Annotated in this window: 21 protein-coding genes and 3 pseudogenes; 17 read left to right on the plus strand and 7 right to left on the minus strand. The window is 61.9% G+C overall.

The features are described from left to right. Positions 1 to 130: 130 nt before the first annotated feature. From L6D75_RS15065 to L6D75_RS15120, 12 genes and pseudogenes are all read left to right on the plus strand, one after another. Positions 131 to 430: pseudogene (locus L6D75_RS15065) on the plus strand (PAAR domain-containing protein); the annotation flags it as partial. A gap of 63 nt (positions 431 to 493) precedes the next feature. Then, positions 494 to 1,201, plus strand: coding sequence for an HNH/ENDO VII family nuclease (locus L6D75_RS15070; protein ID WP_236193675.1), 708 nt, complete (start codon positions 494 to 496; stop codon positions 1,199 to 1,201). Between the two features lie 14 nt (positions 1,202 to 1,215). Then, the gene (locus L6D75_RS15075) at positions 1,216 to 1,680 is read left to right on the plus strand and encodes an SMI1/KNR4 family protein (RefSeq protein ID WP_236193670.1); all 465 of its coding nucleotides are present in this window, start codon (positions 1,216 to 1,218) and stop codon (positions 1,678 to 1,680) included. A 43-nt stretch (positions 1,681 to 1,723) separates the two neighbouring features. Beyond that, positions 1,724 to 2,143 (plus strand): hypothetical protein, encoded by a 420-nt coding sequence (locus tag L6D75_RS15080; RefSeq protein ID WP_176517993.1) that lies wholly within the window; start codon positions 1,724 to 1,726, stop codon positions 2,141 to 2,143. 144 nt (positions 2,144 to 2,287) lie between these two features. Continuing rightward, complete coding sequence (locus L6D75_RS15085) at positions 2,288 to 2,767, plus strand: YrhA family protein (protein ID WP_176517992.1); 480 nt, start codon at positions 2,288 to 2,290, stop codon at positions 2,765 to 2,767. 972 nt (positions 2,768 to 3,739) lie between these two features. Further along, positions 3,740 to 5,276, plus strand: a pseudogene (gene tssI / locus L6D75_RS15090) (type VI secretion system tip protein TssI/VgrG); the annotation flags it as partial. Between the two features lie 175 nt (positions 5,277 to 5,451). Then, entirely contained in the window at positions 5,452 to 6,042 is a 591-nt protein-coding gene (locus L6D75_RS15095; RefSeq protein ID WP_176517995.1) for a DcrB-related protein, read from the plus strand. Between the two features lie 146 nt (positions 6,043 to 6,188). Next, positions 6,189 to 6,488 (plus strand): annotated as a pseudogene (locus tag L6D75_RS15100) (PAAR domain-containing protein); the annotation flags it as partial. A gap of 63 nt (positions 6,489 to 6,551) precedes the next feature. Beyond that, positions 6,552 to 7,259: an HNH/ENDO VII family nuclease gene (locus L6D75_RS15105; protein ID WP_236193675.1), complete on the plus strand. Its 708-nt coding sequence runs from the start codon at positions 6,552 to 6,554 to the stop codon at positions 7,257 to 7,259. A gap of 14 nt (positions 7,260 to 7,273) precedes the next feature. After that, a complete protein-coding gene (locus tag L6D75_RS15110; RefSeq protein WP_236193670.1) occupies positions 7,274 to 7,738 on the plus strand; it encodes an SMI1/KNR4 family protein in 465 nt (154 codons plus the stop codon). A 43-nt stretch (positions 7,739 to 7,781) separates the two neighbouring features. Next, a complete protein-coding gene (locus L6D75_RS15115; protein ID WP_176517993.1) occupies positions 7,782 to 8,201 on the plus strand; it encodes a hypothetical protein in 420 nt (139 codons plus the stop codon). Positions 8,202 to 8,345: 144 nt separating this feature from the next. After that, positions 8,346 to 8,825, plus strand: coding sequence for a YrhA family protein (locus tag L6D75_RS15120; protein WP_176517992.1), 480 nt, complete (start codon positions 8,346 to 8,348; stop codon positions 8,823 to 8,825). A gap of 217 nt (positions 8,826 to 9,042) precedes the next feature. On the opposite strand, the gene yddG is transcribed toward L6D75_RS15120, so the two are convergent. Both yddG and L6D75_RS15130 read right to left on the minus strand, forming a co-directional pair. Continuing rightward, positions 9,043 to 9,927, minus strand: a complete 885-nt coding sequence (gene yddG / locus L6D75_RS15125) for an aromatic amino acid DMT transporter YddG (RefSeq protein WP_176516560.1) — start codon at positions 9,925 to 9,927, stop codon at positions 9,043 to 9,045. Positions 9,928 to 9,991: 64 nt separating this feature from the next. Further along, a complete protein-coding gene (locus tag L6D75_RS15130) occupies positions 9,992 to 10,909 on the minus strand; it encodes a LysR family transcriptional regulator (protein ID WP_176516558.1) in 918 nt (305 codons plus the stop codon). A 120-nt stretch (positions 10,910 to 11,029) separates the two neighbouring features. Between L6D75_RS15130 and L6D75_RS15135 the strand changes: the two genes are divergently transcribed. The 3 genes from L6D75_RS15135 to L6D75_RS15145 all read left to right on the plus strand — a co-directional run bounded on the left by L6D75_RS15135 (position 11,030) and on the right by L6D75_RS15145 (position 13,712). Beyond that, entirely contained in the window at positions 11,030 to 11,788 is a 759-nt protein-coding gene (locus L6D75_RS15135; protein ID WP_176516556.1) for a 5-oxoprolinase subunit PxpA, read from the plus strand. Between the two features lie 68 nt (positions 11,789 to 11,856). Then, on the plus strand, positions 11,857 to 12,744 hold the full coding sequence (locus tag L6D75_RS15140) for a 5-oxoprolinase subunit B family protein (protein WP_176516554.1): 888 nt from the start codon (positions 11,857 to 11,859) through the stop codon (positions 12,742 to 12,744). Further along, positions 12,741 to 13,712 carry a 5-oxoprolinase subunit C family protein gene (locus L6D75_RS15145; protein ID WP_176516552.1) on the plus strand — a complete coding sequence of 324 codons (972 nt, stop codon included), beginning with the start codon at positions 12,741 to 12,743 and terminating at the stop codon, positions 13,710 to 13,712. Before L6D75_RS15140 ends, L6D75_RS15145 begins: the two co-directional genes overlap by 4 nt. 80 nt (positions 13,713 to 13,792) lie before the next feature. Here the strand turns inward: L6D75_RS15145 and L6D75_RS15150 are convergent, their stop codons facing one another. From L6D75_RS15150 to L6D75_RS15165, 4 genes are all read right to left on the minus strand, one after another. Next, positions 13,793 to 14,650, minus strand: a complete 858-nt coding sequence (locus tag L6D75_RS15150) for a sugar phosphate isomerase/epimerase family protein (protein ID WP_176516550.1) — start codon at positions 14,648 to 14,650, stop codon at positions 13,793 to 13,795. Positions 14,651 to 14,715: 65 nt separating this feature from the next. Further along, positions 14,716 to 15,891 (minus strand): dihydrodipicolinate synthase family protein, encoded by a 1,176-nt coding sequence (locus tag L6D75_RS15155; RefSeq protein ID WP_176516548.1) that lies wholly within the window; start codon positions 15,889 to 15,891, stop codon positions 14,716 to 14,718. A gap of 14 nt (positions 15,892 to 15,905) precedes the next feature. Then, complete coding sequence (locus L6D75_RS15160; protein WP_176516546.1) at positions 15,906 to 16,676, minus strand: 3-ketoacyl-ACP reductase; 771 nt, start codon at positions 16,674 to 16,676, stop codon at positions 15,906 to 15,908. Next, complete coding sequence (locus L6D75_RS15165) at positions 16,673 to 17,818, minus strand: acyl-CoA dehydrogenase family protein (RefSeq protein WP_176516543.1); 1,146 nt, start codon at positions 17,816 to 17,818, stop codon at positions 16,673 to 16,675. Before L6D75_RS15165 ends, L6D75_RS15160 begins: the two co-directional genes overlap by 4 nt. Before the next feature lie 188 nt (positions 17,819 to 18,006). On the opposite strand from L6D75_RS15165, the gene L6D75_RS15170 reads away from it, so the two are divergent. Next, a complete protein-coding gene (locus tag L6D75_RS15170; RefSeq protein WP_176516541.1) occupies positions 18,007 to 19,518 on the plus strand; it encodes a CoA-transferase in 1,512 nt (503 codons plus the stop codon). Between the two features lie 59 nt (positions 19,519 to 19,577). On the opposite strand, the gene L6D75_RS15175 is transcribed toward L6D75_RS15170, so the two are convergent. After that, on the minus strand, positions 19,578 to 20,234 hold the full coding sequence (locus tag L6D75_RS15175; protein WP_176516539.1) for a TetR/AcrR family transcriptional regulator: 657 nt from the start codon (positions 20,232 to 20,234) through the stop codon (positions 19,578 to 19,580). Between the two features lie 224 nt (positions 20,235 to 20,458). Between L6D75_RS15175 and L6D75_RS15180 the strand changes: the two genes are divergently transcribed. Continuing rightward, positions 20,459 to 21,976 carry an aldehyde dehydrogenase family protein gene (locus tag L6D75_RS15180; RefSeq protein ID WP_176516536.1) on the plus strand — a complete coding sequence of 506 codons (1,518 nt, stop codon included), beginning with the start codon at positions 20,459 to 20,461 and terminating at the stop codon, positions 21,974 to 21,976. Positions 21,977 to 22,000: the final 24 nt, after the last annotated feature.

Below are 22,000 nucleotides of genomic sequence, written 5' to 3' on the forward strand. Positions count from 1 at the left end.
GGGGGATGCGATTGAGCACTCTAGTGCGTTTGGTGGCCTGCTCTCGGGGCTGGCGGTCGGAGCGGGGGCAGCCCTTATCGGTATCGCTATCGTCGGAACCGGCGGCATAGGTGCGGCGGCGCTGGCAGCTATGGTAGGTGCGGGGGCTACGACAGGTGCCGGCATTGGCCAGCTCATAGGCAGACTGTCATTTGCATGCAGGGAGACCGGGCAGATTGTTTCGGGATCGGACAACGTCCATATAAACGGCCGTCCTGCGGCCAGGGCGCATTTGGACACTGTTCAATGTGATGATCATCCCGGCGCTATGGGGAGAGTGGCTCAAGGAAGTACTTCGGTTTACATCAACGGTCAGTCTGCTGCACGCGTGGGGGACCGAAGCGTATGCGACGCGAAGATCTGCGTGGGTTCCGCAAACGTATGCATCGGCGGCGGAACTGCGACCACGGATGAGATAGAACCTGAAGTGCCTGTTGTGCTAGAGCGCGCCTTGATGGCAACCGGCCTTGCCAGTGCCTTAGTGCTGGCAAGTCCAATACTGGTAGTCGCAGGTATGGCCGGCGGCATTGTAGGAGGGATGGCGGGGCATTGGGCGGGTGGAGAACTTTATGGTGAAGGATCTGATGGCCAGAAGTTGATGGCCCTCGGAGGCACCTTACTTGGAGGGGGGATTGGGGCAAAGGGAGGGAAAGCCTTCGAAGCTCGCTATGAATTTAAGGTTCAAGGGCTGGGTTCTAATCTCAGTAACGTAAAGGTCTTGTCAAAGGCGGATGCTGGGCAAGGGCGAAGCTATCAGCGCAAACTGAAGTATTTTAGTAATCAGGCAGTTGAATGGAGAGCGACACGCTCGGCAGGTACGGATTATACTTATAAAGTTTATCAGCGGAGAGATATAGATTGGCAGCAGGTGCGATCGGGAGGGGATAAGCGGTTCGTTGGAAAGACCAACAGGGAAGCTGCTGAAAGAGGGTTGTCTCCACAGCTTTCCGATGGAAGCTTCGTAACCCTTCACCACTTAGGGCAGAAAGCACCTGGGCCGCTGGTAGAGGCCAGTACTCGTTATCACGGTGTAGGGCGTTATGGGCAGAACGTTTTGCACAGTCAGTATGGAAGGAGTAAACCTCATCCTGACCTTAAGATCGACAGGAAAAAATTTGACGTCGATTGCCGCGAGTACTGGCAGTGGCGGTTGAATAATTGAGTTAGGAGGGAGTTATGATGGTTGAAAATTCGATTCTGAAAGAAAAGTATGTGTCGTTCTATGGGGTTGAAGCTTGCCCACCTGGCGAGGTGCTGGAAATTGAGAAGAAGCTGAATGTGACATTGCCCACGGATTTTAAAGAAATTTCAAGGTTTTATAGTGGTGGGCTTTTAGGTGGTATTAGCCATTTCTCTATTGCCAGCGGTGATGAGGAATTTAACGTGGTTAGCGAAACGCTGAGATTACGTCGTGCAGTGGGGTTAAATAGCAAATATGTTGCACTTGCGGAGCCTGCTGGGAGCTTGATTTTGCTAAATGTCTCGCAGGGTCCCGGGGTTGTTTGGTGTGATGCATTAGATATTGATGGGTTGGAAGTTGTGGATTTTTCGAATTTTATTGAGGCGTGGGATAGCTATGAACTTTTTTTTCAGTATCTGCTTGAACAGGAGAGGTTGGAGCGAGGTGGGGAAGGAAGTTGAAAGCTTCAGGATCGCTCCTGCAACAAGCTATATGTGGTGTTAAATGTTCTACTTTATAGAGCCTGAGGTCGCTGGAGGATTGGGTGAAGGGGCGGTCATCGACACTGCAATTACACCACCCTATGTAAGTTTCTTGGAATATGAGTTTTCTGGATGGTTGGGCGATGAATTGCTTGAGGCATTTCCCTGCTTTGTGATTACGCAGCGTTTGGCTAGGGCGCTGACGCAGCATCAACTCACAGGCTTCACGTTAGATGTTGCAGCGGTAAAGAAAACTGAAGAATTCAAGATAATGCATCCATTGATCGTGCTTCCTGACTTCCTATGGTTGAAGGTACATGGAGTTGTAGGTTCCTCTGACTTTGGCATAGCTCAGGATCGTCGGCTCGTTGTGTCTGAGACAGCACTGGTTATTCTTCGAGGCTACGGACTGAATTATGCAGATGTTGAGCTGTATCCATAGCTTGAGTTGGAGGTCAAGGCAGGCATGACGTTGTGAGAGATTAAATGGCTAGAGATTCACACTGTTCCCCTTGTCTAGCGCTGGGCCAAGTGAGGCTTCAAGCAAGGCTCAAAGATAGGATATAGGGTCGGGGGTGTTGAGTGCATGGGTTTTAAGAATGCAACTTACGCAAAAATTGCAGATTTGCGCGCTCGGTTGAATGAAGGCGAAATATATCTGGGGCCGCCTGCAACGATGAGTGATATAGCAAATTTAACCAATGCTGTGTGGGGCGAAATGGCCGCTGCGCTACCTCCTGAGTATTTGGATTTTCTCCAGAATTTCGACGGCCTAGTTGCGTGTGGTGTTTTTATTTATTCAAGTCGCACGCGCACGAAAGCTGATGGAAAATTAGCGCGACATGATTTTCTTGGAATGAATAGGCTTGGGCGTGAATCGGGCTGCATGGATGATTTTTTGGTTTTCGGAGGCAGTGACTTAGATGAGTATGTGTTGGACTTGGTGCGAGGTAAGTATCAGGTGCGCGACAGAGTCGCTTTTGATAACGTGTATGAAGAATTTGACACTTTTGAAGGTCTGTTGGGGCATATGGTTGATTTGATTGTTCATTGGTCGAAGAATTAAAAATACCGACAGATAGGAATGAGGGAGGGTGAAAGTAGGAGGGTCGAGTGGGGATGATTGATGTGGAAATCTACCCTGGTTCAGGGGGCGCTATGAATGACTCGACAGTAGCGAACATTTTAGGATCGCACGGTAAGCGTGTTTGGATATCTTCAGATCAAGCGCCGCGCGGGGAGGGTGGTTTGGCGTTGGATGTGTGTCGTTCATGAGATCGAGCGCCGCCCGCGCGGCGCATCGCGGATAAATCCGCTCCCACATTTGTTGCAACGTGCCTATGCCTGATAGGCCATGGTTGCCAGCCTTGTGAGTACGACGCGATTTTTTTGGGGGGCGCTGGGCTCGCCTGAATTTTTCGGCGGGCGCCAAAGGCGGACAACCATGGCCTGACAGACTGTGGCACGTTGCAACAAATGTGGGAGCGGATTTATCCGCGATGCGCCGCGCGGGCGGCGCTCGATCTCACGGCTACCCAAAAAGCCGTGACTAGCCCCTGGCAACACCAACACTGAACTAATCATTTGGCAGGAAAGGATAATTTGTAGCCTGATAATTCCATCGCTGCCCGGTAGCGCGGAGTCATCCGCGATAAAAGCACAACGCCAGAATAGCCATGTGCATGGCTGAAACCCGCACCGCAGCGGCACCGAGCCCCACGCCGGGTCATGTACCGGCACGCGTCGATCGCAGGCCATGTAGGAAATGGTGAATTCAGCCGTAGCCTATGCCCAGCAACCACCCTTCACCCTAAACACCACGTTCATTGTCAGCCCATTTCCCGCTCCCTAACCTGCGCCTCCTTCGCAACCAATGCGTGCCAAGGAGAGCGTGATGAGCATGGACCCAGGCGAGTGGCTGGCGCCCCAGCACCGTCGATTATTCAAGTTCCTGCACCCGGCAAAGCCGGCGGCGGTGTTGCTGCTGGAGCGCTTCAACGGCAGTGACGGCATGTCACAGGCGTTCGCCTACGAGCTGATGCTGATCAGCGACAATGCCCAGCTGCCGCTCAAGTCGATGATCGGCCAGCAGGTCAGTATCGAGATCGAGTTGGCCGATGCCGCGCCACGGTTCATCAACGGCTACCTCACGCGCTTTGCCAGCCTGGGCAGCGATGGTGCCCTGAACCGCTACAGTGCAACCCTCAAACCTTGGCTTTCACTGCTTGAGCACCGCATCGACACGCGTATCTTCCAGGACTGCACGGTGGAGGAGGTACTGCGCGAGGTATTTGCGTTGTACCCGCAATACGCCAGCTTCCGCTTCTGCCTGTACCGCCCGCAGAAGCGTCACAGCTACCTCACCCAATACCGCGAAAGCGACTTCAGCTTCATTCACCGCCTGCTCGAGCAGGCGGGCATGTTCTATCACTTCGAGCACAGCGCGCAGAGCCATGTGCTGGTTATCAGCGACACCTCGCGCTTGGCGGAGCAGCTGCCCGAGCAGCCGCACATTCGGTCACCGAAACTCGGTGACTGAAACCGCCGACGCCATCACGCGCTGGTGCGGCCATCGCCAGCTGGCGGCCGGCAAGTTCGCCCTGCAGACCTTCGACTATCGCCAGCCGCGCAACTTACTGCCGGTCATGATGAACAGCGTGAACGAGCAAGGCGATGTGCAATGCCTGGAGGTGTACGACCCTGGCCAATACACCCATGGCACCTACAACGACGGCGAGGCCTTGCTGCGCACGCGCCTGGAGGCGCTGGAAGTGCGCGCCAAATGGTTTGAAGGCGCCAGTAACTGCCGCGCCATGCGCCCGGGTCATAGTTTCGAATTGCTGCAACACCCGGCCCATACCGACACTCAGGTGGACGAGCGCGAATTCCTGTTGTTGAGCGTGGCCTGTGAAGGCCACAACAACTACCTCACCGGGCAGCAGGCCAGCTACTTCAACACCTTCACCTGCGTGCGCAAGAAGATCCCGTTTCGCCCCCAGGCCAACACCGCCCGCCCGGTCATCAACGGCCCGCAGACCGCCATCGTCGTCGGCCCGCCCGGCGAGGAAATCTTCACCGACGAACTGGGGCGGGTGAAGGTGCAGTTCCACTGGGACCGCCAGGGTGATTACAACGCCGGCAGCTCCAGCTGGGTGCGGGTGGCACAGGCCGGGGCCAGCGGTGGCTTCGGCAGCATCCAGATACCGCGGGTGGGTGACGAAGTGGTGGTGGTGTTCCTCGAGGGCAACCCCGACCGGCCTTTGGTCATCGGCAGCGTCTACAACATCGGCAACCCGCCGCCCTGGCCACTGCCGGCGAACAAGACCCAGAGCGGAATACTCACTCGCTCGATCAATGGCACGGGCCGTACCGCCAACTTTCTGCGCTTCGAAGACAAGGCCGGCGCCGAACAGGTCAGCCTGCACGCCGAACGAGACCTGTACACGGAAGTGGAGGCAGACGACAGGCTCATCGTTGGTGGCAACCGCACCATCAAAGTAACGGGCAAGCAGGCGCAAACCATCAGGCTGGAAACCAGTATTGCGGTGGAAGAAGGGTCTTACTTCGTCACTGTCGACCAGGGGCATATCAACTTGAGTGCCGCGCAGTCCATCACCCTCGAAGTGGGGAAGAGCAAGTTGGTGATGAACCAGGACGGGACCATCAAGTTGTCTGGCGTGGTGGTGGATGTGGATGGCAGCACGATCATCAATCTCAATAAATCCGAGTGAAGGGCAGGGAGCCGTCTTTATGTATCGCAAAAGTATCTACGACCGGATTTTCGAAAGGCGTGAGGAACAGGAACGCATCGAAAACGAACGCGTCGCACAAGAGGAGATGAAACCACCAGCGCCGCAGCGTTTCTTGGCGAATGAATTCAGTTTTGTACGGGCCTCGGATTTGAAAGATAAAACTTTTCATGTCTTTACACTGACAGACATAGGGCCGAGCCCTTTTTCATTAGTGGTCGGGCGCTCACCTGTGCATTCAGAAGATGATCTGGAAACCCTCGCCCAGCAGTTACTGGGTGAATTGAAAAAATCGCTTTCGCATGTGCAGTGGATACAGCCTATTTCACCGACGCAGGTGGCAGGAGTTGATGCGCGTTGCGTCGAGTTTCGGTGGCGGCAACAAGGCCAGCTAGTTCATCAGGTGCAGGTCATGTTTATGCACCACGATGAGCACAATCGCCCTTTACTCGTTCAGTTGACGGGAACCAGTAACCATCCGAAGGGTATGACGCCCGAAGAGCGGGGTGCGTTCGATGCTGTGGTTCAGAGCTTGGAGCTTCGCTCGCTCCCGGTTCAAGACGAGGCACCACAAAAGCCTAATGAGGCATGAGTGCCGCAGCGAGGCAGGGGGATGCGATTGAGCACTCTAGTGCGTTTGGTGGCCTGCTCTCGGGGCTGGCGGTCGGAGCGGGGGCAGCCCTTATCGGTATCGCTATCGTCGGAACCGGCGGCATAGGTGCGGCGGCGCTGGCAGCTATGGTAGGTGCGGGGGCTACGACAGGTGCCGGCATTGGCCAGCTCATAGGCAGACTGTCATTTGCATGCAGGGAGACCGGGCAGATTGTTTCGGGATCGGACAACGTCCATATAAACGGCCGTCCTGCGGCCAGGGCGCATTTGGACACTGTTCAATGTGATGATCATCCCGGCGCTATGGGGAGAGTGGCTCAAGGAAGTACTTCGGTTTACATCAACGGTCAGTCTGCTGCACGCGTGGGGGACCGAAGCGTATGCGACGCGAAGATCTGCGTGGGTTCCGCAAACGTATGCATCGGCGGCGGAACTGCGACCACGGATGAGATAGAACCTGAAGTGCCTGTTGTGCTAGAGCGCGCCTTGATGGCAACCGGCCTTGCCAGTGCCTTAGTGCTGGCAAGTCCAATACTGGTAGTCGCAGGTATGGCCGGCGGCATTGTAGGAGGGATGGCGGGGCATTGGGCGGGTGGAGAACTTTATGGTGAAGGATCTGATGGCCAGAAGTTGATGGCCCTCGGAGGCACCTTACTTGGAGGGGGGATTGGGGCAAAGGGAGGGAAAGCCTTCGAAGCTCGCTATGAATTTAAGGTTCAAGGGCTGGGTTCTAATCTCAGTAACGTAAAGGTCTTGTCAAAGGCGGATGCTGGGCAAGGGCGAAGCTATCAGCGCAAACTGAAGTATTTTAGTAATCAGGCAGTTGAATGGAGAGCGACACGCTCGGCAGGTACGGATTATACTTATAAAGTTTATCAGCGGAGAGATATAGATTGGCAGCAGGTGCGATCGGGAGGGGATAAGCGGTTCGTTGGAAAGACCAACAGGGAAGCTGCTGAAAGAGGGTTGTCTCCACAGCTTTCCGATGGAAGCTTCGTAACCCTTCACCACTTAGGGCAGAAAGCACCTGGGCCGCTGGTAGAGGCCAGTACTCGTTATCACGGTGTAGGGCGTTATGGGCAGAACGTTTTGCACAGTCAGTATGGAAGGAGTAAACCTCATCCTGACCTTAAGATCGACAGGAAAAAATTTGACGTCGATTGCCGCGAGTACTGGCAGTGGCGGTTGAATAATTGAGTTAGGAGGGAGTTATGATGGTTGAAAATTCGATTCTGAAAGAAAAGTATGTGTCGTTCTATGGGGTTGAAGCTTGCCCACCTGGCGAGGTGCTGGAAATTGAGAAGAAGCTGAATGTGACATTGCCCACGGATTTTAAAGAAATTTCAAGGTTTTATAGTGGTGGGCTTTTAGGTGGTATTAGCCATTTCTCTATTGCCAGCGGTGATGAGGAATTTAACGTGGTTAGCGAAACGCTGAGATTACGTCGTGCAGTGGGGTTAAATAGCAAATATGTTGCACTTGCGGAGCCTGCTGGGAGCTTGATTTTGCTAAATGTCTCGCAGGGTCCCGGGGTTGTTTGGTGTGATGCATTAGATATTGATGGGTTGGAAGTTGTGGATTTTTCGAATTTTATTGAGGCGTGGGATAGCTATGAACTTTTTTTTCAGTATCTGCTTGAACAGGAGAGGTTGGAGCGAGGTGGGGAAGGAAGTTGAAAGCTTCAGGATCGCTCCTGCAACAAGCTATATGTGGTGTTAAATGTTCTACTTTATAGAGCCTGAGGTCGCTGGAGGATTGGGTGAAGGGGCGGTCATCGACACTGCAATTACACCACCCTATGTAAGTTTCTTGGAATATGAGTTTTCTGGATGGTTGGGCGATGAATTGCTTGAGGCATTTCCCTGCTTTGTGATTACGCAGCGTTTGGCTAGGGCGCTGACGCAGCATCAACTCACAGGCTTCACGTTAGATGTTGCAGCGGTAAAGAAAACTGAAGAATTCAAGATAATGCATCCATTGATCGTGCTTCCTGACTTCCTATGGTTGAAGGTACATGGAGTTGTAGGTTCCTCTGACTTTGGCATAGCTCAGGATCGTCGGCTCGTTGTGTCTGAGACAGCACTGGTTATTCTTCGAGGCTACGGACTGAATTATGCAGATGTTGAGCTGTATCCATAGCTTGAGTTGGAGGTCAAGGCAGGCATGACGTTGTGAGAGATTAAATGGCTAGAGATTCACACTGTTCCCCTTGTCTAGCGCTGGGCCAAGTGAGGCTTCAAGCAAGGCTCAAAGATAGGATATAGGGTCGGGGGTGTTGAGTGCATGGGTTTTAAGAATGCAACTTACGCAAAAATTGCAGATTTGCGCGCTCGGTTGAATGAAGGCGAAATATATCTGGGGCCGCCTGCAACGATGAGTGATATAGCAAATTTAACCAATGCTGTGTGGGGCGAAATGGCCGCTGCGCTACCTCCTGAGTATTTGGATTTTCTCCAGAATTTCGACGGCCTAGTTGCGTGTGGTGTTTTTATTTATTCAAGTCGCACGCGCACGAAAGCTGATGGAAAATTAGCGCGACATGATTTTCTTGGAATGAATAGGCTTGGGCGTGAATCGGGCTGCATGGATGATTTTTTGGTTTTCGGAGGCAGTGACTTAGATGAGTATGTGTTGGACTTGGTGCGAGGTAAGTATCAGGTGCGCGACAGAGTCGCTTTTGATAACGTGTATGAAGAATTTGACACTTTTGAAGGTCTGTTGGGGCATATGGTTGATTTGATTGTTCATTGGTCGAAGAATTAAAAATACCGACAGATAGGAATGAGGGAGGGTGAAAGTAGGAGGGTCGAGTGGGGATGATTGATGTGGAAATCTACCCTGGTTCAGGGGGCGCTATGAATGACTCGACAGTAGCGAACATTTTAGGATCGCACGGTAAGCGTGTTTGGATATCTTCAGATCAAGCGCCGCGCGGGCGGCGCTCGATCTCACGGCCAGCAAAAAAGCCGTGACTAGCCCCTCACCCCCGCGTCGCCTGCCAACACAACAACGACCCCACCGTCACCAACACCGCCCCTTGCCAGAACTGCAACCCCAGCTGCGCCCCAAGCCAAGCCGCAGCAAACGCCGATGACAACACCGGCGCCGCATACGAAGCCGTCGCCAGCAACGTCAGGTTGCCGCGCAAGATGCCGATGTTCCAAAGCGCATAACCCCCGGCCATACCCACCGCCGCCGCCAGCAGCTCCAGGCTGTGCACCAGCGAAAAAGCCGGCAGCGCCTCGCTGCTGAACAGGTACTTCACCCACAGCACCCCAGCCGTCAGCACAAAGAACAGCGCCACATGACTCTGCCCATTGGCATAGCGCCGGGTCACGTTGCAGTACAAGGCAAAGGTCACCGCACAGGCCGCCGCCAGGCTGTAGCTCAAGGGGTTGGACGCAATGTTGCTGGCGATGCTGGCCAGCGACAGCCCGTCGCTGCTCACCACCCAGAGAATTCCCAGCAGGGCAATGGCGGTGCCGGGCACGATCAACCAGCGCGCCGGCTGGCGGTTCATGAAGATCGCCAGCAACACCGTCAGGCTCGGCCACAGGTAATTGACCACCACCAACTGGATCGCCTGGGTACGGCTGACGGCATACCCCAGTGCCAGGCACAGGCAGATCTCGTAGGCCACGAACAGCGCCGAGCCGCTGACCAGGTACAGCCGCGAGGCGTTGCGCAGGCGCGGGCGGCCGAGCAGCATCAGCAGCAGCGCGGCGCCGAGGGTGTAGATCAGCGCGGCGCCGCCGATGGGGCCGAAGTGTTCGCTGACACTGCGGATCAGGCCGCTGGCCGTGCTCCACAGCAGGATCGCCGCCAGGCCGCAGGCGGTCGCGGCTGAAGGGCTGGTGATGCGCATGGGGCGGGCTCTCTTGGGTGAAAAAGCGCCAAGTCTAAAGGCTCGGCTGCCACGGGTCACGGGGTCAGCGCCGCGCCGAAAGCTGCTGCGGCGCCAGGAAGGCATCATGGAAGTAATTGCGCAGCGCCTGCATCGCCGGGCTGAAGGCGCGTTCGCGGTGCCAGGCCAGGCCCACGCTCATCGGCGTCACCGGGTCGCTGATGGTCACGGTCTCGATGCGCTTGCCCTCCAGCGACCAGGGCCGGTGCACCAGGTCCGAAAGGATCGCCACGCCGCTGCCGTTGGCGACCATGCTGCGCACCGCCTCCACCGAACTGGTGCGCACCCGCACCGTGGGCCGCTGGCCGGCCTGCTCCCAGTAGCGCATGGCGCTCTGCTCGGCTTCATCGACCGTGAGCAGGATGTACGGCTCGCAGGCCACGTCGGCAAGGCTCACCGCCGAGCGCTCGCACAGCGGGTGATGGCCGGGTAGCCACAGGCGGCGCTCGGAGTTGAACAGGGTTTCGGAGACGATGTCCGGGTGGGTGAGGTTGGCGGTGAGCACCACGGCCATGTCGAAACGCCCGTCCAGCAGGCCTTGCTCGATGGCGCTGCGCTCCTGTTCGTGCACCTCCAGCGACACATCCGGGTGCCAGTGCGCCAGGCGCTGCAGGTGGTGGGGCAGGAAGTAGCCAATCACCGTGTAGCTGGCCGCCAGGCGCAGCAGGCCGCTGGCGCGCACGTCGGGCAGGGGGCTGTTCAGCGCATCGTCGACGCTGCGCAAGATCACGTAGGCGCGGTTGAGAAAGTGCCGGCCGGCATCGGTCAGGTTCATGCCCTGGGGCGAGCGCTGGAACAGCAGCACGCCGAGCATCGCTTCGAGCTCCTTGATCGCGGTGGTCACCGCCGATTGGGAGATGTTCAGGTGGATCGCGGCCTGGGAGATCTGGCCAATCTCGGCGGTGGCGACGAAGTAGCGAACCTGGCGCAGGGTCAGTGACACGATGACGGCTCCTGGGTATCTGTTTTTCAGAAGACACCCTATCTGTTTATAGATCTTCCCAAGGGGGTGGGGAGAATCTAACGTGGCCTGCATGCAGCCACAAGCACCAGGAGAACCAGCATGCAGGCGGTGGATTTCAATTCGGACATGGGTGAGGGTTTCGGCCCGTGGACCATCGGTGATGGCGTCGACAACGAGCTGATGGCGTTCATCAGCTCGGCCAACGTCGCCACCGGCTTCCACGCCGGCGACCCTGGCACCATGCGCCGCACGGTCGAGCGGGCCAAGGAGCTGGGCGTAGCCGTGGGGGCGCACCCGGGCTTTCGTGACCTGGTCGGCTTTGGCCGCCGGCACATCAACGCGCCGGCCCAGGAGCTGGTCGACGACATGCTCTACCAGCTCGGCGCGCTGCGTGAAATCGCCCGCGCCCAGGGCGTCAGCCTGCAGCACATCAAGCCGCATGGTGCGCTGTACATGCACCTGGCCCGTGATGAAGAGGCGGCGCGGCTGCTGGTGGAAAACCTGCAAGTGATCGAGCCCACGCTGCTGCTGTACTGCATGCCGGGTTCGGTGATCTGCCGGATCGCCCAGGCGCTTGGCCAGCCGGTGGTGCGTGAGTTCTACGCCGACCGCGAATACGACCTCAGTGGCTCGATCGTGTTCACCCGCAACGTGCGCGGCTACGAGCCGCAGCGGGTTGCCGAGCGCGTGCTGCGCGCCTGCCAGGAAGGCGTGGTGCGCACCGTCGAAGGCCAGGACCTGGCCATCGAGTTCGACTCCATCTGCCTGCACAGCGACACGCCCGGCGCCCTGGGCCTGGTCGAGGCCACGCGCGCGGCCCTGGATGGCGCCGGTATCCAGGTGCGCGCCCCGCGTTAAGCGCCATTTGCCGCACCGCATTGTTTTTGCCTGCCTTACCGATAAAGATTCCAAGAAAAGGAGCAGACATGGCCGAGCCGCTTGCCACCACCCCCATCCGCTACAGCTTCGGTGCCGACGAGCACCTGTTCGCCGAGGTCAGCGAGAGCATGTCGCTGGAGGCCTTCTTCAAAGGGCTGGCGGTGACCCGCGCCGTCGAGCGCCTGGCGCTGGAGGGCGTGCTCGACGTGTGCCTGGCCAACGCCTCGTTCCAGATCCGCTTCGACCCCGACCGCATCGCGCCCGAGGCGCTGCTCGAAGCGGTGCGCGGCGCCGAGGCCGAGGCCGTGGCGGAGCGCTCGTTGAGCACGCGCATCATCGAGATCCCGGTGCTGTACAACGACCCCTGGACCCATGAAACCCTGATGCGTTTTCGTGACCGCCACCAGGACCCGCAGAGCACCGACCTGGAATACGCCGCGCGGATCAACGGCCTGGCCGACGTCGAGGCGTTCGTTGCCGCGCACAGTGGGGCGCCGTGGTTCGTGTCGATGGTCGGCTTCGTCGCCGGCTTGCCGTTCATGTTCCAGATGGTCGAGCAGCAGCGCCAGTTGCAGGTGCCCAAGTACCTGCGCCCGCGCACCGACACGCCCAAGCTCACCCTCGGCCATGGCGGCTGTTTCGGCTGCATCTATTCGGTGCGTGGCGCCGGCGGCTACCAGATGTTCGGCGTCACCCCGGCGCCGATCTACGACCCGCAGCAGAGCCTGGCCTACCTGAAGGAGCACATGGTGTTCTTCCGCCCGGGCGACATCGTGCAGTTCAAGCCCATCGACCGGCGCAGCTACGACCAGGCCGTGGCCGACGTCGAGGACGGGCGCTTCGACCTGCGCATCCGCCCGGTGGAGTTCTCCCTGGATGCATTTCTCGCCGACCCCGTCGGTTACCCCAAGACGCTGCAGGAGGCGCTGGCATGATCAAGGTACTCAAACCTGGCCTGGCCACCTCGGTGCAGGACCTTGGCCGCGAAGGCTTCTATCACCTGGGCATCCCACCCTCGGGCGCGCTCGACCAGTACGCGCTGCGTGCGGCCAACCACCTGGTCGGCAACCCGGCGGGCGCTGCCGGCATCGAATGCGCGCTGGTGGGGCCGGAGCTCGAGTTCCAGCACGATGCCCTGGTGGCGGTGTGTGGCGCACAGATGCCGGTGCTGCTCGATGGCCGTGAGCAGCACCCGTACACCGCCTTTGCCGTCCGGGCCGGGCAGGTGCTGCGTTTGGGCTTCCCCACGGCAGGGGCGCGGGCTTACCTGGCCGTGGCCGGGGGCATCGATGTGCCTGAAGTGCTGGGCAGTCGCTCGACCTACGCCCTGGGCGCCCTTGGCGGCCATCAGGGGCGCAAGCTGATGGCGGGTGACGTGCTGCCGGTTGGCCAGGCCAGCGGCAAGACCCGCGCCGGGGCCAGCCTGCCCATGGCGCTGCGCCAGGCGCTGGGTGGCGAGGTGGTGTTGCGGGTGGTGCCGGGGTTGTATTTCCATCGCCTGAGCGAGGCCGCGGCGCAGAGCTTCTTCACCGATGCCTGGACCGTGGGGTCGGAGGCGGACCGCATCGGCTACCGCTACAAGGGCGGGGGCGCGTTGAGCTTCCAGCCCCGCGAGCAGCCGTTCGGGGCGGGCTCGGACCCTTCGAACATCGTCGACAGCTGCTACCCGATCGGCTCGATCCAGGTGCCGGCAGGGCTCGAACCGATCATCCTGCACCGCGATGCGGTGTCGGGTGGGGGCTACGCCATGATCGGCACGGTGATCAGCGCCGACCTGGACCTGGTGGGGCAGATGCAGCCCAACCAGCAAGCGCGGTTCTTGCCGGTGAGCATGGACGAAGCGCTGGAGGCGCGGCGGTCGTACAAGAAGAAGCTGGGGTGCCTGGCCAAGCTGTTCGGCTGATCATCCATCCGTACCGTACTGCGTGGTACGGTACGGTACGATTAATGCTTTCCCACAGGATTGGCTTTCGTCCCCCCCAATCAGCAGTTTTGCTGCAGGCGCTCGGCACAGGTGCGCAGCACCTCCTCGGCCGGGCGCTGCCACCAGTTGTCACGCGAGAAGATCTCCACCTCGATAGCGCCCTGATACCCGGCCGCTTCCACCCCCTGGCGCAACCCACGCAGGTCGATGACGCCATCGCCCATCATGCCGCGGTCGAGCAGCAGGTCGCGGGTCGGCACCAGCCAGTCGGACAGGTGCAGGCCGAGGATGCGCTGCTGCTGACCGGCGCGTTGCACCTGCTGGGCAAGCTTGGGGTCCCACCAGCAGTGGTAGGCATCGATGGCCACGCCCAGGCTCTGGAAGCCCCCCGGCTCAAGGGCCTCGCACAGGTCCAGGGCCTGTTCCAGGGTCGACAGGCACGAGCGGTCGGCCGCATACATCGGGTGCAGCGGCTCCAGGGCCAGGGCCACCCCGTGCCGGCGGGCATCTTCCAGCAGCCAGCCGATACCTTCGCTCACCTGCTGGCGGGCATCGGCGAGGTCGCGTGAACCTTGCGCCAGGCCGCCGACCACCATGATGAAACACTCGGCCTGCAGCTCGGCGGCTTCTTCGAGGGCTTTGCGGTTGTCGGCCACGGCGGCGGCGAAGGCCTCTCGGCTGGCCGCCGGCAGGTAGGTGGAGCGGCAGTAGGCATTGACCGTCAGCCCGCAGTCGCGCAGCTGCCGGCGCACCTGTTTCAGGTCCTGGCCTTGCAGGTCGCGGCGCCAGGGCGCGACCTGGCCGAAGCCGGCGCGGGCGATCAGCTCCAGGGTTTGGCCGAGGGGCAGGCGGTGGCCGAGGGTGGCGGTGTTGATCGAGCAGCGGTCGAGGCGCTGCGCCAGGGATGAAACGTTCATGGGGCAATCACCGTGGGCAGGTGGCAGAGGGCGCAACGCCGCAGGCCGCGGCGTTGCGCAAGGGGCTAGGCGTCGACGCCGTAGAGCGCCAGCAGGCGCTTCATGCGGGCAACGGCCAGCACCGGGTCGGCGAGCAGGCCGGCCTGGTCGGCCAGGCGGAAGATTTCGCAGAAGTACGGCAGCGGGCGCATGGCCTGGTGCCCGCCGAGCATCACGAAGTGCTCCTGGTGGCCGTTGAGGTAGGCCAGAAACACCACGCCGGTCTTGTAGTACTGGGTCGGGCTGCTGAAGATCAACCGGGCCAGCGGCAGGGTCGGTTCGAGCAGCCGCTGGTAGCGCGCCAGGTCATCTTCGGCCAGCGCGGCCAGGGCGTGGGCGGCGGCCGGGGCGATGGCGTCGAAGATGCCCAGCAGCGCGTGGGAGTAGCCGTGCGCGTCGCCGGCGATCAGCTGCGGGTAGTTGAAGTCGTCGCCGGTGTACATCTTCACCGAGGCCGGCAGGCGACGGCGCATGAGGATCTCCTTGTCCTTGTCGAGCAGGGAAATCTTGATGCCATCGACCTTGCCCACGTTCTCGTGGATCACCTCCAGGCAGGTGTCCAGCGCCTGCTCGAAGCGCTCGGCGCCCCAGTAGCCCTGCAGCGCGGGGTCGAACATCTCGCCCAGCCAGTGCAGGATCACCGGCTGGTCGGCCTCGGCCAGCACCTTGCGGTACACCAGGCGGTAGTCGAACGGGGTCTTCGCCACCCGCGCCAGGGCGCGGCTGGCCATCAGGATCATGCGGCCGCCGAGCTTGGCGATGGCGTCGCGCTGCTGGGCATAGGCACGCACCACGTCATCGAGGTCGCGGGCCTGGTCCGCTGGCAACTGGTCGGTGCCGCAACCGGAGAAGATCACCGCATGGCGGATGTCGCGGGTTTCGCTCAGGGTGCGCTCGATCAGCTCCAGCGCGGTCGGCCAGTCCAGGCCCATGCCGCGTTGCGCGGTGTCCATCGCCTCGGCGATGCCCAGGCCTTGCTGCAGCAGGTAGCGGCGGTAATCCATCGTCCGCCGCCAGTCGATCGCCGCCTTGCCACCGGGGGCGCTGGCGCTGAACGGGTCGGCGACGACATGGGCCGCCGAGAGGGCGATGCGGTTGGCGGGCAGGGGGCTGGCCGGCGGCAGCAGCGGCTCGCCAACCAGGGTGTAGCGCTGCAGCGGGTGGCCGGCCTGGGCGCTGGGCAGGTTGATGCTCAAGGACATGCGTGTCACTCCAGTCAGAATTTGGGAAGCAGCAGGCCGCCGTCCACCGGCACGGCGTGGCCGACGGTGTAGGGCAGGGCGCCGGTGGCCATGCTGACCACCACCCGGGCGACATCTTCGGGCTGGCCCCAGCGCTTGATGGCGGTCAGGCCACGTTCGATCTCGGCGTCGTAACGGGCCTTGGAGGGGGCGGTCATCTCGGTGGCGATCAGCCCGGGCTGCACCTCGTAGACGCCGATGCCGGCCTCGGCCAGGCGCACCGCGAACAGCCGCGAGGCCATCGACAGAGCGGCCTTGGAAATGCCGTACTCGCCGCGCAGCACCGACACCGCCTGGGCGTTGGATGAGGTGATGGTGATGATGCTGCGCAGGGCCTGGCCGGCCTCGCGCCGCACCAGGCGGCGGGCGAAGGCCTGGGTCAGGAAGAAGGTGCCGCGGGTGTTGACCTGCTGGCAGCGGTCGTAGCTCTGCGGCGTCACCTCCAGCAGGTCGCCGCGCGACAGCACCGAGACGCCGGCGTTGTTGACCAGGCAGCTCAGCGCGCCAAGCGCCTGTTCGGCGGCATCGAGCAAGGCGTCATGGCCGTCGATGGCGGCGATGTCTGCTGCCAGGGCCACGGCGCGGGCGCCGTGGCGGCTGGCCAGTTCGGCCGTCTCCTGCAGGGCGGCATCGGCCTGCAGGTCGACCAGGGCCAGGTCGAACCCGGCTTGCGCCAGGCCCAGGGCGATGGCCCGGCCAATGCCGGCGCGGGCGCCGGTGACCAAGGCAACGGGGCGGGTGGTCATGCGCGTGCTCCCTGGTTGAGCAGCTCACGGGCGATGATCGTGCGCTGGATCTGGTTGGTGCCTTCGTAGATCTGGGTGATCTTGGCGTCGCGGTACAGGCGCTCGACCTCGAAGCCGCGGATGAAGCCGCTGCCGCCGAACAGCTGCACGGCATTGGCGGTCTGCGCCACGGCGATGTCGGCGGCGAAGCACTTGGCCATGGAGCAGGCGATGGTGGCGTTGTCGGCGCGGTCCAGGCGCTCGGCGGCGTCGCGCACCAGCAGGCGGGCGGCACGGATGTCCTTGGCCATGTCGGCGAGCATCCATTGCACGCCCTGGTTGTCGGCGATCGGCTTGCCGAACTGCTTGCGCTGGGGCACGTATTCCAGCGCCGCCTCAAGCCCTGCCTGGGCGATGCCCACGGCCAGCGAGGCGATGCCGACACGGCCCTTGTCCAGGGCGCTCATCATGATGTGGAAGCCACGGCCCTCGACGCCCAGCAGGGCATCGGCTGGCAGCTCGACGTTGTCGAAGTTCAGCCCGCCGACCTGCGAGGCGCGCTGGCCCATCTTGTGCTCCTTGGGGCCCTTGGTCACACCCGCCAGGTGGCAGTCGACGATGAAGATGCTCATGCCGCGCTTGCCGGCGGCAGGGTCGGTGCGCGCCAGGACGAACGCCAGGTCGGCCACCGGGGCGTTGTGAATCCACAGCTTCGAGCCGTTGAGCAGCCAGCCGGTTTCGGTGCGCACGGCGCTGGTGCGGATGCCCGACACATCGGAGCCGGCCTCGGCTTCGGTGATGCAGTAGGCCGGGTGCTTCTCGGCGCGCAGCAAGGGCGGCAGATAGCGCTGGCGCTGCTCGGCGGTGCCGTGCACCGCGAGCAGGGTGCCGATCAGCTCCAGCAGGCCGCACTGGTCGGCGACCGAGGCGTAGCCGCGCGACAGCTCTTCCATCACCAGGGCATAGGCGAGGGTGTCCAGGCCGGCGCCGCCGAAGGCTTCGGGCACGGTGATGCCGAACAGGCCGAGCTCGCCCATCTGCCGGTACAGCGGCGCGGGGAAGCTTTCTTCGTGGTCCAGGCGCTCGGCCAGCGGGCGGATGGTCTGGTCGGCAAAGCGCCGGGCAACGTCCTGGATCATCAGGTGTGTTTCAGAAAGCGGCATTGTTGTTTTCCTTTCCGGGAGGCGACGAGGGGGTTCATCGCGTGGGTTGTGTTCTGTTCCGGGCTGCTCTAAAGTGTTTTTAAGTAACCAACTGGTTATTTATTTAAAGCGCCCTTTGGCAGGCCGTCAAGCACTCAATTGCACACCTGGAGTCGCCCGGGGCCGGGCGATCGATGAGGAAAACAACAATGAAAAGAAGCTGTACATCAGCAGCGGATGTCGCCAGCCGGATAGCCGATGGCGCGACCGTGGCCATCTGTGGCTCGGGCACCTTGCTGGAGCCGGACGCCTTGCTGGCGGCCATCGAAGCCCGCTTCCTGAGCACCGGCCACCCGCGCGACCTGACCCTGGTGCACGCCCTGGGCATCGGCGACGGGCGCGGCAGCGGCCTGGAGCGCCTGGCCCACCCGGGCCTGGTGCGCAAGGTGATCGGTGGCCACTGGAGCTGGTCGGCGAAGATGCAGGCGCTGGCACGCAACGAGCAGATCCAGGCCTACAGCCTGCCGGCCGGGGTGATCATGAGCCTGATGCGCGAGATCGGCGCCGGCCGCCCGGGGCTGATCACCCACATTGGCCTGGGCACCTTCGCCGACCCGCAGGTGGCCGGCGGCAAGTGCAACGCCAGTGCCAGCCAAGCGCTGGTCGAGCGGCTGAGCATCGATGGCCAGGACTACCTGCGCTACAAGCCGTTCAAGGTCGATGTGGCGATCGTGCGCGGCAGCCTGGCCGACCCCAGCGGCAATATCAGCCTGTGCCACGAGGCGGCCGACCTGGACGCCTACGCCCTGGCGCTGGCGGCGCACAACAGCGGCGGCAAGGTCTACGCCCAGGTCCGCGGCCTGAGCGACAGCGCCTTCGTGCCGGCACGCCTGGTGCGCATCCCTGGCGTGCTGGTGGATGAAGTGGTGGTGGTCGAGGACCAGCGCCAGTGCGTGGCCGCCGACTACGACCCGGCCATCAGCGGCGAGTGCCTGCCCCAGGCGGCGCGCAGCGAGGCGCCGATGGCCGACGATATCCGCCGCATCATCGCCGCGCGTGCGGCCGATGAATTCGTCCCGGGCATGTCGCTGAACTTTGGCTTCGGCATCCCCGGCGGCATCCCCTCGCTGCTCGCCGAGCGCGGCCTGCAGGACAGCTACTGGGGCAGCATCGAGCAGGGCATCCACAACGGCCGCATGATGGGCGGTGCGATGTTCGGCGCGGCGCAGTACCCGCAGGCGATCGTCACCTCGCTGGACCAGTTCGACTTCTACAGCGGCGGCGGTGTCGACCTGGCGTTCCTCGGCATGGGCGAGATGGACGGGCAGGGCAACGTCAACGTGTCCAACCTGGGCGGCACGCTGGTCGGCCCCGGTGGCTTCGTCGACATCACCCAGGGGGCGCGCAAGGTGGTGTTCTGCGGCGCCTTCGAGGCCAAGGGGCTGGAGGTGGCGAAGGTCGGCGCTGCCTTGCAGATCGAGCGCCGTGGCGAGGTGCCCAAGCTGGTCGAGCAGGTGCGCCACATCACTTTCAGCGGCCCGCAAGCGGTTCGTGCAGGCCAGGAGGTGCTGTACGTGACCGAGCGCGCAGTGTTCCGCCTGCTGGCCGAAGGCATCGAGCTCATCGAGGTGGCGCGAGGCGTGGATATCGAGCGCGACGTGCTGACGCGCATGGCGTTCACGCCGATCGTGCGCGACGTGAAAGTGGCGGGGTTGGCATGAGCCGGGCAGCCCCTCGCGGCGTGCGGTGTGGCCGGGAGGGGCTGCGTGCAGCGTGGGCGTCAGGCGGGGCGCAGCATGCCGAGGATGGTCTGCACGTTGAAGTCGATGCGCGCCTGCAGGGCTTCGGGCGACATCAGGTCGAAGCCGTAGATGATCTCGCCGGTGAAGCGGTTGTTCAGGTAGTAGTAGTTGATCGCGGCGATCGTGATGTTCAGCTGCACCGGGTCGACACCTTCGCGGAACACGCCCTGGGCCACGCCACGGGCGAGGATCTGGGCGACCATCGACACCATCGGCGCGTGCATCTGCTGCATCTTTTCCTGGGAGCGCTTGAGGTGCACGGCCTTGTGCAGGTTCTCGCTGTTGACCAGGGTCAGGAAGTGCGGGTTCTTCAGGTAGTACTTCCAGGTGAAGGTCACCAGTTGGGTGATCGCCTCGACCGGCTCCAGCGCTTCGAGATTGAGCTTGCGTTCGGCCTGGCGGATGTCCTGGTAGGCCGACTCCAGGACCGCTTCGAACAGCCCCTCCTTGTTGCCGAAGTACTCGTAGATCATCCGTTTGTTGGACTTGGCGCGCAGCGCGATGCTGTCGATGCGTGCGCCGGCCAAGCCCAGTTTGGCGAATTCGACCTTGGCGGCGTTGAGGATTCTCAGGCGCGTCGCTTCGGAATCCCGGGTGGGGCGGGCGCTGACCGCTTCGGTGGCTTTGCTGGGCATGTGGAACGCTCTCCAGAGCTTGAGTGCTGTACTTCCTGACGCAGAAATCAATGGCCTGCGGTGTAGGGGCGATGAGCTTAGCCGCGGGGGCATAAGGCTGACAAACAAAGCTTAGCCCGCTGCTTGTATGTAAACAACCGGTTAGTTATACGTAGGCAACCGGCAGCCGCTCGATATGCGCTGTGCGGGTGGTTTGCCAGAACAACAACAACGCTGTACTGAGGATGTTTCCCGTGAATAACAACGACAACACGCCACGCCTGGCGCCGCCGCTGCAGCCGCGGCGCTTCGAAATGTTCATCGACGGCCGCTGGACGCAGGGTTCGGCGACCACCCAGGTCACGCGCTACAGCCCGTCCCACGAGGTGCCGGTGAGTGTCTACCCCGCTGCCGGCGTCGACGACGTGCAGCAGGCGGTGGCGGCGGCCCGCCGGGCCTTCGACCACGGCACCTGGGCCCGCTCCAGTGGTGCGTTGCGGGCAGGTGTGCTGCTGCGCACCGCCGCCCTGATCCGCCAGCACAGCGAAGCGCTGGCGCTGCAGGAAACTTTCGAGACCGGCAAGCCGATCAGCCAGGCGCGCGGTGAGGTGCTGGGCGCCGCGGGCATCTGGGAATATGCCGCAGGGCAAGCCCAGGCCCTGCACGGCGACAGCTTCAACAACCTCGGTGACAGCCTGCTCGGGCTGGTCACGCGCGAGCCGGTGGGTGTGGTCGGGCTGATCACGCCGTGGAACTTCCCGTTCTTCATCCTCGCCGAGCGCCTGCCGTTCATCCTGGCGTCCGGCTGCACCGTGGTGGCCAAGCCCAGCGAACTGACCTCAGGTACCACCCTGATGCTGGCCGGGCTGATGCAGGAAGCCGGCCTGCCCGACGGCGTGCTCAATGTGCTCACCGGCCCGGGTGCGGTGCTCGGCCAGGCGATCAGTGCGCATGCCGATATCGACATGGTGTCGTTCACCGGCTCCACCGAAGTCGGCCGCCTGACCATGGCCGCGGCCACCGGCAACATGAAGAAGGTCGGCCTGGAACTGGGCGGCAAGAACCCGCAGGTGGTGTTTGCCGACGCCGACCTGGACGCGGCCGCCGACGCCATCGTCTTCGGCATCTGCTTCAATGCCGGCCAATGCTGCGTCAGCGGCAGCCGCCTGATCGTCGAGCGCTCGGTGGAGCAGGCGCTGACCGAGAAGATCTGCGTCTTGCTCGACAAGGTGCGCATCGGTGACCCGTTGCACGCGGGCACCCAGGTCGGCTCGATCACCGAGGCTCGTCATCTGGAGCGGGTGCTGGGCTACATCGAGCAGGGGCGGCGCGAAGGCGCGCGCTTGCTGCGCGGCGGGCAGCGCATCGAATCGCCGACGGGCATGTACCTGCAGCCCACCGTGTTCGCCGACGTCACCCCGCAGATGGTCATCGCCCGCGAAGAAATCTTCGGCCCGGTGCTGACCATCACTGCCTTCGACAGCTTCGAGCAAGCCATGGCGCTGGCCAACGACACGCCCTTCGGGCTGGCCGCCAGCCTCTGGAGCCGCAACCTGGAAACTGCGCTGCAGGCCACGCGGCAGATCAAGGCTGGCCGGGTCTGGGTCAACACCACCATTGCCGGTGGGCCGGAGCTGCCCTCTGGTGGCTTCAAGCAGTCGGGCATTGGCCGCGAGGCCGGGCGCTACGGGGTGGAGGAGTACACTGAGCTCAAGTCCGTGCATGTGCAGCTGGGTGCCCGCACGCCGTGGGTCAGCGCCTGAATCCAGGCAGCAGAACAACAAGAT

This window comes from Pseudomonas faucium (assembly GCF_021602585.1).
Classification (GTDB): domain Bacteria; phylum Pseudomonadota; class Gammaproteobacteria; order Pseudomonadales; family Pseudomonadaceae; genus Aquipseudomonas; species Aquipseudomonas faucium.

What these genes read in the sequence shown, in the direction of transcription:
- L6D75_RS15070 (WP_236193675.1), top strand. Translation starts at nt 494, where the DNA reads ATGGCAACCGGCCTTGCCAGTGCCTTAGTGCTGGCAAGTCCAATACTG.
- L6D75_RS15075 (WP_236193670.1), top strand. Translation starts at nt 1,216, where the DNA reads ATGATGGTTGAAAATTCGATTCTGAAAGAAAAGTATGTGTCGTTCTAT.
- L6D75_RS15080 (WP_176517993.1), top strand. Translation starts at nt 1,724, where the DNA reads ATGTTCTACTTTATAGAGCCTGAGGTCGCTGGAGGATTGGGTGAAGGG.
- L6D75_RS15085 (WP_176517992.1), top strand. Translation starts at nt 2,288, where the DNA reads ATGGGTTTTAAGAATGCAACTTACGCAAAAATTGCAGATTTGCGCGCT.
- L6D75_RS15095 (WP_176517995.1), top strand. Translation starts at nt 5,452, where the DNA reads ATGTATCGCAAAAGTATCTACGACCGGATTTTCGAAAGGCGTGAGGAA.
- L6D75_RS15105 (WP_236193675.1), top strand. Translation starts at nt 6,552, where the DNA reads ATGGCAACCGGCCTTGCCAGTGCCTTAGTGCTGGCAAGTCCAATACTG.
- L6D75_RS15110 (WP_236193670.1), top strand. Translation starts at nt 7,274, where the DNA reads ATGATGGTTGAAAATTCGATTCTGAAAGAAAAGTATGTGTCGTTCTAT.
- L6D75_RS15115 (WP_176517993.1), top strand. Translation starts at nt 7,782, where the DNA reads ATGTTCTACTTTATAGAGCCTGAGGTCGCTGGAGGATTGGGTGAAGGG.
- L6D75_RS15120 (WP_176517992.1), top strand. Translation starts at nt 8,346, where the DNA reads ATGGGTTTTAAGAATGCAACTTACGCAAAAATTGCAGATTTGCGCGCT.
- yddG (WP_176516560.1), bottom strand. Translation starts at nt 9,927, where the DNA reads ATGCGCATCACCAGCCCTTCAGCCGCGACCGCCTGCGGCCTGGCGGCG.
- L6D75_RS15135 (WP_176516556.1), top strand. Translation starts at nt 11,030, where the DNA reads ATGCAGGCGGTGGATTTCAATTCGGACATGGGTGAGGGTTTCGGCCCG.
- L6D75_RS15140 (WP_176516554.1), top strand. Translation starts at nt 11,857, where the DNA reads ATGGCCGAGCCGCTTGCCACCACCCCCATCCGCTACAGCTTCGGTGCC.
- L6D75_RS15145 (WP_176516552.1), top strand. Translation starts at nt 12,741, where the DNA reads ATGATCAAGGTACTCAAACCTGGCCTGGCCACCTCGGTGCAGGACCTT.
- L6D75_RS15150 (WP_176516550.1), bottom strand. Translation starts at nt 14,650, where the DNA reads ATGAACGTTTCATCCCTGGCGCAGCGCCTCGACCGCTGCTCGATCAAC.
- L6D75_RS15155 (WP_176516548.1), bottom strand. Translation starts at nt 15,891, where the DNA reads ATGTCCTTGAGCATCAACCTGCCCAGCGCCCAGGCCGGCCACCCGCTG.
- L6D75_RS15160 (WP_176516546.1), bottom strand. Translation starts at nt 16,676, where the DNA reads ATGACCACCCGCCCCGTTGCCTTGGTCACCGGCGCCCGCGCCGGCATT.
- L6D75_RS15165 (WP_176516543.1), bottom strand. Translation starts at nt 17,818, where the DNA reads ATGCCGCTTTCTGAAACACACCTGATGATCCAGGACGTTGCCCGGCGC.
- L6D75_RS15170 (WP_176516541.1), top strand. Translation starts at nt 18,007, where the DNA reads ATGAAAAGAAGCTGTACATCAGCAGCGGATGTCGCCAGCCGGATAGCC.
- L6D75_RS15175 (WP_176516539.1), bottom strand. Translation starts at nt 20,234, where the DNA reads ATGCCCAGCAAAGCCACCGAAGCGGTCAGCGCCCGCCCCACCCGGGAT.
- L6D75_RS15180 (WP_176516536.1), top strand. Translation starts at nt 20,459, where the DNA reads ATGTTTCCCGTGAATAACAACGACAACACGCCACGCCTGGCGCCGCCG.